The following is a 7256-nucleotide window of genomic DNA, read 5'->3' on the forward strand; positions in this document are numbered from 1 at the left end:
GGCGGCCCTCGAGGCCGAGGGGGTCGAGGCCGGGCAGATCCGCGAGGAGCCGCGCTTGGAGCTGCGCTACCGCGGCCAGGCCTTCACCCTGGAGGTGGCGTGGGAGGGCGACCGCGAGGCGGCAGCGGCGGCGTTCCACCAGGCCCACGAGCGGCGCTACGGCCACCGCCTCGACGAGCCGCTGGAGCTGGTGAACCTGCGCCTGGGGGTCTACGGCCCCCGGCCGCCCCTGGCGCTGCCCGAGCTCCCCGGCGGGGCCGCGGAGCCGGCGGGGTGGACGCCGGTCTACGGGGCGGGCGAGGTCGCCGTCTGGGAGCGCACCCGGCTGCCCGAGGACCGGCCCGTCGAGGGCCCCGCGGTGGTGGCCGACGCGGTCTCCACCACCTGGGTAGCCCCCGGCTGGCGCGCTCAGCGTGACCGCCTGGGCAACCTCCTGCTCGAGCGCCCCTTGCCCGGGGCGTGAGCCTCCTCCCGCTCCGCGGCAGCCCGCCGGAGCCAGGCCCACAGCTCGTCGGCCCAGCGGATGGCCTCGAGGTAGCGCTCCGTCAGGGCCTGCTGGGACCAGCCGAGCTCGCCGATCCGCTCCCACTCGCCGTGCTCCTGGGCCAGGGCGCAGGCGAGCAGCCCGCCGTAGGGCCCGCGGTGCTCGAGCAGCGCCTGGCGGGCCTCGGCGCTCAGCGGCAGCTCCTCGCAGATCACCGCCAGGGGCGCGTCGAGGACGCCGTCGAGCCCGGAGAAGAGGCCGATGGTGAACGCCGTCATCCCCTCGAGCCCGCCCTCCTGGGCGAGCTGCTCGCAGAGCCGCGCGCGCACCAGCAGGGAGATGATCCGCTCCGGCGGCTGGTCCTGGGAGGAGCTCATGGCGAGGAGCGTCGCCCAGCGCGCCAGCTCCCGGCTGCCGAGGTAGAGGATCGCCGAGCGGATCGAGTCGACGTTGCGCGAGGGGAACAGCGGCGAGGCGAGGTAGCGCATGAGCTTGTAGCTCAGGGCCACGTCCTGGCTGATGAGCCGCTCGAGCTCGGCGATATCGATCTCCGGGCGCTGCAGCGCGGCGATCAGGCGGAACAGGGGCAGCCGGTGGGCCGGGATCGAGCGGCGGCTGTAGGTGCTCGGCCGCGAGAGGAAGAACCCCTGGAAGAGGTCGAAGCCGGCCGCCTGGCAGCGCTGCATCTCCTCCTGGGTCTCGACCTTCTCGGCGAGCAGGTGCCGCACCCCGTGGCGGCGCAGGGTCTGCGCGTGGCGGGTGACCTCCTGGGCGGAGAGCCGGGTGAGGTCGACCTTGACTGTGTCCACGAAGGGCAGGAGGCGGTCCTGGATCCCGGACTCGAGGATGAAGTCGTCGAGGGCGATCCGGTAGCCCTGGCCCGCGAGCCGGCGCAGCGCCTCCCGGAACGGCCGGTCCGGCTCGATATCCTCGAGGACCTCGAGGACGACGGCGTCCTTGGGGAAGGGGAGGCTGTACTCGGTGAAGAAGGGGCGGGTCAGGTTGAGGTAGGCGGGCTGCCCCCCGGTCAGCGGCTGCAGGCCGATCTCGGCGAAGGCGTTGAGGATGACCGCCGAGGTCGCCGCGTCGCCGTCGAGGACCTGCGCCGACGTGCTATCGGGGTTGCGGCGGTAGAGGAGCTCGTAGCCGCGGACCTGGAGGCGCCGATCGAAGATCGGCTGGCGGGCTAGGCAGATCTCCATCGGCGCTACCTCCTCTCCTCTAGGAGGCACGTGTCGCCTGCTGCGGCGGCGCGGCGCTCACAGGCCAGGAGGCGGCGGGAGGGCGAGCGGCGGCCCCGCCGCCGAGGGGCTCGGGGCGGCCGCTACCCGCTACTGCCCGGACCCGGCTACTTGAGCTTCGTCTCGCGGTAGGTGACGTGCTTGCGCACGACCGGGTCGTACTTCTTGAACTCGAGCTTGTGGGGCGTGTTCCGCTTGTTCTTGTCGGTGGTGTAGAAGTGCCCCGTCCCCGCGCTCGAGACCAGCTTGATCTTCTCGCGTGCGCTCTTGCCGGCCATCAGACTCTCTCCCCGCGCGCCCGCATCTCGGCGAGCACCGCGTCAATGCCGCGTTTGTCGATGATCCGCATCCCCTGGGCCGAGACGCGCAGGCGGACCCAGCGCTGCTCGCTCTCCACCCAGTAGCGGTGGTGGTGGAGATTCGGCAGGAAACGCCGGCGCGTCTTGTTGTTGGCGTGGGAGACGTTGTTCCCTGTCCCCGGGCGCTTGCCGGTGACTTGGCAGACCTTGGACATTGCTACACTCCTCAATCCCCGCTCGCCGGCACCCGGCGTCGTAAAGGCGGGTTTTATACCAGGCCCGGGCCGAGAACGCAAGCAGCGCTTGTCGAGCCCCCCCATACCGCCTAGGATTGCCTCGTTTACGGGAGGCCAAGAGGAAGGGAGCATCATGGGGGCTGAGAACGCCGCGCTCGCGCGCAGCAACATGATCCAACGCCAGATCCGGCCGTGGAACGTGCTGGAGCCTCGGGTCCTCGAGGTCTTCGAGCAGGTCCCCCGGGAGCTCTTCGTCCCCGAGCGCCTCGGCCGGATGGCGTACAGCGACCTGCAGCTGCCCATCGGCCACGGCCAGGTCATGATGGAGCCCCGGGTCGAGGCGCGCATGCTCCAGGCCCTCGACCCGCAGCCCGGCGAGCAGGCGCTGGAGATCGGCACGGGCAGCGGCTTCGTCGCCGCCTGCCTGGCCCACCTCGCCGGCGGCGTCACCAGCGTCGAGATCCACCCGCAGCTCCAGGCCCAGGCGCGGCAGCGGCTCGCCACCCTCCGCGGCGGCGAGCGGGTGCAGCTCGTCGAGGGCGACGCCGGCGGCGGCTGGTCGGACGGACAGCTCTACGACGTCATCGCCGTCACCGGCTCGCTGCCGGAGCTCCACCACGGCTTCCACGACGCCCTCGCCGTCGGCGGCCGGCTCTTCGTGATCGTCGGCGAGGGGCCGATGATGGAGGCGCTGCGCATCACCCGGACCGGGACGCACTTCTGGTCCTGCCAGAGCCTGTTCGAGACCTACGTCCCGCCCCTCGAGAACGCCCCGCGGCAGGCTCGCTTCCAGCCTTGACGCAGAAGGGCGCCGCCAAGCGGTGGAAGCGGAAGCGCCCGCGCGGCATCCGGCCGACGCCGACGGACGACCGGCTGCTGCGCGCCCGCTACCTCCACCCGCGCCTCTGGGGGCACTGGCTCCTGCTCGGCCTGCTGCGTCTGTCGGTGCTCCTCCCGCAGCGCGGCCGCGAGGCGGTCGGCGCCGGCATCGGCGCGCTCTTCTGGCAGTTCGCCCGGGAGCGCCGGCGGATCGTGCTGCGCAACCTCGAGCTCTGCTTCCCCGAGCTCGACGAGGCGCAGCGCCGGGCGCTGGCCCGGCGCAACTTCCGCTCCATGGGGACCGGCCTGATCGAGATGGCGATGGCGTGGTGGCTGTCCGCGGAGCGGCTCCTCGAGCTCTTCGAGGTCTCCGGGCGCGAGCACCTGGAGGCGGCCCGGCGCAGCGGGCGCGGGGTCCTGCTGCTGACCTGCCACATGGCGGGGCTCGAGCTCAGCGGCGCCATGATCTGCCAGCTCGCCCCCTTCAAGGCGCTCTACCGGGACGACCGCAACCCGCTCATCGCCACGGTCATGCGCCGCGCGCGCCGGCGGCGCATCGAGGACGTCATCGCCAACCACGACATGCGCGGGCTGATGCGCGCCCTCAACGCCGGCGACCTCGTCTGGTTCGCCCCCGACCAGGACGTCAAGCCGCGCCGCGGCGGCGTCTTCGCGCCCTTCTTCGGCATCCAGGCGGCGACCACCTCGGCCACCGCCCGCCTGGCGCAGCGCACCGACTGCCTGGTGCTCCCCTACATCCCGCAGCGCCTCGCCGACGGCCGCTACCGCATCGTCTTCGAGCCGCCCCTCGAGGACTTCCCCGGCGCGGACACGCAGGCCGCCACGGCGCGGATCAACGCCATCGTCGAGCGCTGGGTGCGCGAGCAGCCGGAGCACTACTTCTGGGCCTACAAACGCTTCAAGACTCGCCCCCCCGGCGAGCCAGCGGTGTACTGATGCTGCGAGCCGTCTATACCGGGACCCTCTACGCCCTCTCGCCCGTGCTCCTCGCCTGGCTGCTGCGCACGGCGCGGCGCCGCGGCAGCCGGCGGCTGCTGCGCGAGCGCCTCGGCCGCTACCGGCCCTGCGACGCGCGCCTCGGCCAGCGGCCGTCGCTGTGGCTCCACTGCGCCTCGGTCGGCGAGGTGCGCACCGCCGCCCCGCTGGTGCGCACCCTCGCGCAGCGGCGCCCGGAGCTGCCGCTGGTGGTGACCACCGCCACCCCCACCGGCGCCGAGACGGCCGAGCGCACCCTCGGCGCGGTCGCCGAGCACGCCTACCAGCCCATCGACTGGCCCGGCGCCGTCGCCCGCTTCCTGCGGGCCTTCCGGCCCGGCGCGGCCGTCATCCTCGAGACCGAGATCTGGCCCAACCTCTTCGCCGCCGTCCAGCGCCGGGGAATCCCGCTGATCCTCGCCAACGCCCGGCTGTCGAGCCGCTCGCTCAATGCCCCGGCGATCATCCGCCGCCTCCAGGCCAGCGCCCTCGCCCGGGTCGACGCCGTGCTCGCCCGCAGCGGCGAGGACGCGCGGCGCTTCCGGGGCCTCGGGGTCGCCGCCGAGCGGATCCGCACCCTCGGCAGCCTGAAGCTCGCCGCCTCCAGCGCCCCGCCGGCCGAGCCCTTCCCCTTCGGCCNCACCGTCCTCGCCGCCTCGACCCACGACGACGAGGAGCTGCGCATCGCCGCCGCCTGGGCGCGCGCGCGCAGCGAGCGCAGCGTGCCGCGGCTGCTGGTGATCGCCCCCCGCCACCCGGAGCGCGGGGCGAGCATCCGCGACGCCCTGCGCCGGGCCGGCTACCGCGTGGCGCTGCGCTCCGCCGGCGAGGACTGGGCGCAGGCGGAGATCTACGTCGCCGACACCCTCGGCGAGCTCGAGCAGCTCATGGCCGCCGCCGAGCTGGTCATCGTCGGCGGCTCGCTGGTCCCGCGCGGCGGGCAGAACCTGGTGGAGCCGGCGCGGCTCGGCCGGCCCATCCTCTTCGGGCCCTATATGGCCAACTTCGCCGAGGAGTCCGAGCGGCTGCTCGCCGCCGGGGGCGCGCGCCGCGTCCTCGACGAGGCAGACCTGCAGCAGGCCGTCAAGGAGCTCTTCCGCGACGCCCAGAGCCGCCGCCAGCTCGGCGAGCACGCGGCGGCGGCGGTGGTGGCGGCGCAGGATATCGCCGGGCTCTACGCCGACGCCATCCTCGAGCAGCTCGAGCCCGGCGAGGGAGCGCCGGGCGACAGCGGGAGGTAATCGCCGCGATAACCGCCTTGAATCTCGTTGCCCCGGCGAGATGGGTTAGGCTGAGAGCAGCAGACTGAGAGCCCCCGATCGGGGAGCCTCATACCGCCGACGGATTCGAGGAGGAAGGTCTATGCCCGAGCGCGTCACCCTTGCACGTTACCTTGCCGAGCAGCGCCCCGAGACCCGCGGCCTGGACGAGCTCTCCGGGCTGGTCCAGCAGGTCACCGACGCCTGCAAGGGCATCGCCGACGCCGTCCGGGGCGGCGCCCTGCGCGGCGTGCTCGGCAGCGCCGACGCCGCCAACACCCAGGGCGAGGAGCAGAAGACCCTCGACGTGCTCGCCAACGAGCGGCTCAAGGAGGCGGGCCTGTGGGGCGGCCGCGCCGCCGCGGTGGCCTCCGAGGAGGAGGCGGAGGCGGTCCCGGCGCCCGCCGGCCAGCCCAGCGGCCCCTACCTGCTGCTCTTCGACCCCCTCGACGGCTCCTCGAACATCGAGGTCAACGTCTCCGTGGGCACCATCTTCTCCATCCTCAAGGCGCCCTCGGAGGGGACGGCGAGCATCGAGGACTTCATGCAGCCGGGCACCGAGCAGGTCGCCGCCGGCTTCGTCGTCTACGGCCCGTCGACGACGCTGCTGCTGACCCTCGGCAACGGCGTGGCGCAGTTCACCCTCGACCACGGCGCCGGGGAGTTCGTCCTCGTCAACGACAACGTCCAGATCCCGGCGCAGACCAAGGAGTTCGCCATCAACGTCTCCTACCAGCGCTTCTGGGAGGCGCCGGTGCGCCGCTACATCGACGAGTGCCTGCAGGGCGAGGACGGCCCGCGCGGCAAGAACTTCAACATGCGCTGGATCGCCTCGATGGTGGCGGACATGTACCGCATCTTCACCCGGGGCGGGATCTTCATCTACCCGCGCGACGCCAACCGCCCCGACGGCCGCCTGCGGCTGATGTACGAGGCCAACCCCATGGCCTTCCTCGCCGAGCAGGCCGGCGGCGCCGCCACCGACGCCCACCAGCGCATCCTCGAGCGCGCCCCGGAGCAGATCCACCAGAAGGTGCCGGTGGTCATCGGCTCCAAGGAGGAGGTGGACCGGCTCACCGGCTACCACCAGGCCTCGTAGCCCGGGGCCGGGGCGGTGCTCCTCAATCGCGCCGAGCTGCTGCGCCGCCGCCTCGAGAACCTCCTGCGCGTCGCGCTGCTGCTGCTGGCGCTCACCGCCCTGGCCGGCCTGGTCGGCTACCTCATGGCCGGCTGGGCGGGCCTCGCCTGGACGGCGGCCCTCGCCGGCGGCGGGGCCTTCGTCCTCAGCCGCCTGCCCGCCCAGCTGGTGCTCAACCGCGCCGGCGCCCTGCCGCTGGCCTACGAGCAGAGCCCGCAGCTCTACGAGCTCCTCGCCGAGCTCGCCCGGCGGGCCGGCCTGGGCGGCGTCCCCACCCTGCACTACGTCCCCGACGGCCAGCTCAACGCCTTCGCCGTCGGCAGCGGCGGGCGCGGCGGCATCGCCGTCACCCAGGGGCTGCTGAGCACCCTGAGCCTGCGCGAGACGGCCGCCGTCCTCGCCCACGAGCTCAGCCACCTGCGCCACGGCGATACCCGGATCATGGCGCTGGCCGCCCTGCTCACCCAGGCGGTGATGTACCTCGCCTTCCTGGCGCAGCTCCTGGTGCTGCTCTCCCTGCCGTGGCTGCTCATCGAGGGGGAGCTCGGCGGCCCCTCGCTGGTGACGCTGCTGCTGGTGGTCTTCGCGCCGAGCGCCGCCATCCTGCTGCAGCTCGGCCTGTCGCGGACCCGGGAGTACGCCGCCGACCTGGAGGCCGCCGCCCTGACCGGCGACCCCGAGGGGCTCGCCCGCGCCCTGCGCACCCTCGAGCGCTACCAGAGCGCCTGGCTCGAGAGCATCTTCGGCTACCGCCGCGGGCTGCCGCAGCACCCGTGGCTGACGA

The 7256-nt window shown here is 73.5% G+C and carries 8 protein-coding genes and 1 pseudogene; 6 read left to right on the plus strand and 3 right to left on the minus strand.

Annotated features, from left to right (window positions below; genetic code table 11):
* A pseudogene (locus CKO13_RS10650) lies at nucleotides 1-463 on the plus strand (hydantoinase/oxoprolinase family protein); the annotation flags it as partial.
* Here the strand turns inward: CKO13_RS10650 and CKO13_RS10655 are convergent.
* The 3 genes from CKO13_RS10655 to rpmB all read right to left on the minus strand — a co-directional run bounded on the left by CKO13_RS10655 (nucleotide 409) and on the right by rpmB (nucleotide 2239).
* Entirely contained in the window at nucleotides 409-1686 is a 1278-nt protein-coding gene (locus tag CKO13_RS10655) for an EAL and HDOD domain-containing protein (RefSeq protein ID WP_200260711.1), read from the minus strand. The pseudogene CKO13_RS10650 and the gene CKO13_RS10655 overlap by 55 nt on opposite strands.
* Before the next feature lie 146 nt (nucleotides 1687-1832).
* Nucleotides 1833-2003: a 50S ribosomal protein L33 gene (gene rpmG, locus CKO13_RS10660; RefSeq protein ID WP_200260714.1), complete on the minus strand. Its 171-nt coding sequence runs from the start codon at nucleotides 2001-2003 to the stop codon at nucleotides 1833-1835.
* A complete protein-coding gene (gene rpmB, locus CKO13_RS10665; protein ID WP_200260717.1) occupies nucleotides 2003-2239 on the minus strand; it encodes a 50S ribosomal protein L28 in 237 nt (78 codons plus the stop codon). The genes rpmG and rpmB overlap by 1 nt, the downstream gene beginning before the upstream one ends.
* Nucleotides 2240-2393: 154 nt before the next feature.
* Here rpmB and CKO13_RS10670 point away from each other — a divergent pair, with 154 nt between their 5' ends.
* From CKO13_RS10670 to CKO13_RS10690, 5 genes are all read left to right on the plus strand, one after another.
* The gene (locus tag CKO13_RS10670) at nucleotides 2394-3059 is read left to right on the plus strand and encodes a protein-L-isoaspartate O-methyltransferase family protein (RefSeq protein WP_200260721.1); all 666 of its coding nucleotides are present in this window, start codon (nucleotides 2394-2396) and stop codon (nucleotides 3057-3059) included.
* A complete protein-coding gene (locus CKO13_RS10675; protein WP_200260724.1) occupies nucleotides 3056-4036 on the plus strand; it encodes a lysophospholipid acyltransferase family protein in 981 nt (326 codons plus the stop codon). The genes CKO13_RS10670 and CKO13_RS10675 overlap by 4 nt, the downstream gene beginning before the upstream one ends.
* A partial coding sequence (locus tag CKO13_RS13130; RefSeq protein ID WP_420827069.1) for a 3-deoxy-D-manno-octulosonic acid transferase occupies nucleotides 4036-4714 on the plus strand: 679 nt, incomplete at its 3' end. The genes CKO13_RS10675 and CKO13_RS13130, both read left to right, overlap by 1 nt.
* A 723-nt stretch (nucleotides 4715-5437) precedes the next feature.
* Complete coding sequence (locus tag CKO13_RS10685) at nucleotides 5438-6433, plus strand: class 1 fructose-bisphosphatase (RefSeq protein ID WP_200260730.1); 996 nt, start codon at nucleotides 5438-5440, stop codon at nucleotides 6431-6433.
* 15 nt (nucleotides 6434-6448) lie between these two features.
* Nucleotides 6449-7256 (plus strand): M48 family metalloprotease (locus CKO13_RS10690; protein WP_200260733.1); only part of this gene is annotated, 808 nt, incomplete at its 3' end.

The sequence above is a fragment of the Halorhodospira neutriphila genome (assembly GCF_016584055.1).
GTDB classification, from domain to species: Bacteria; Pseudomonadota; Gammaproteobacteria; order Nitrococcales; family Halorhodospiraceae; genus Halorhodospira; species Halorhodospira neutriphila.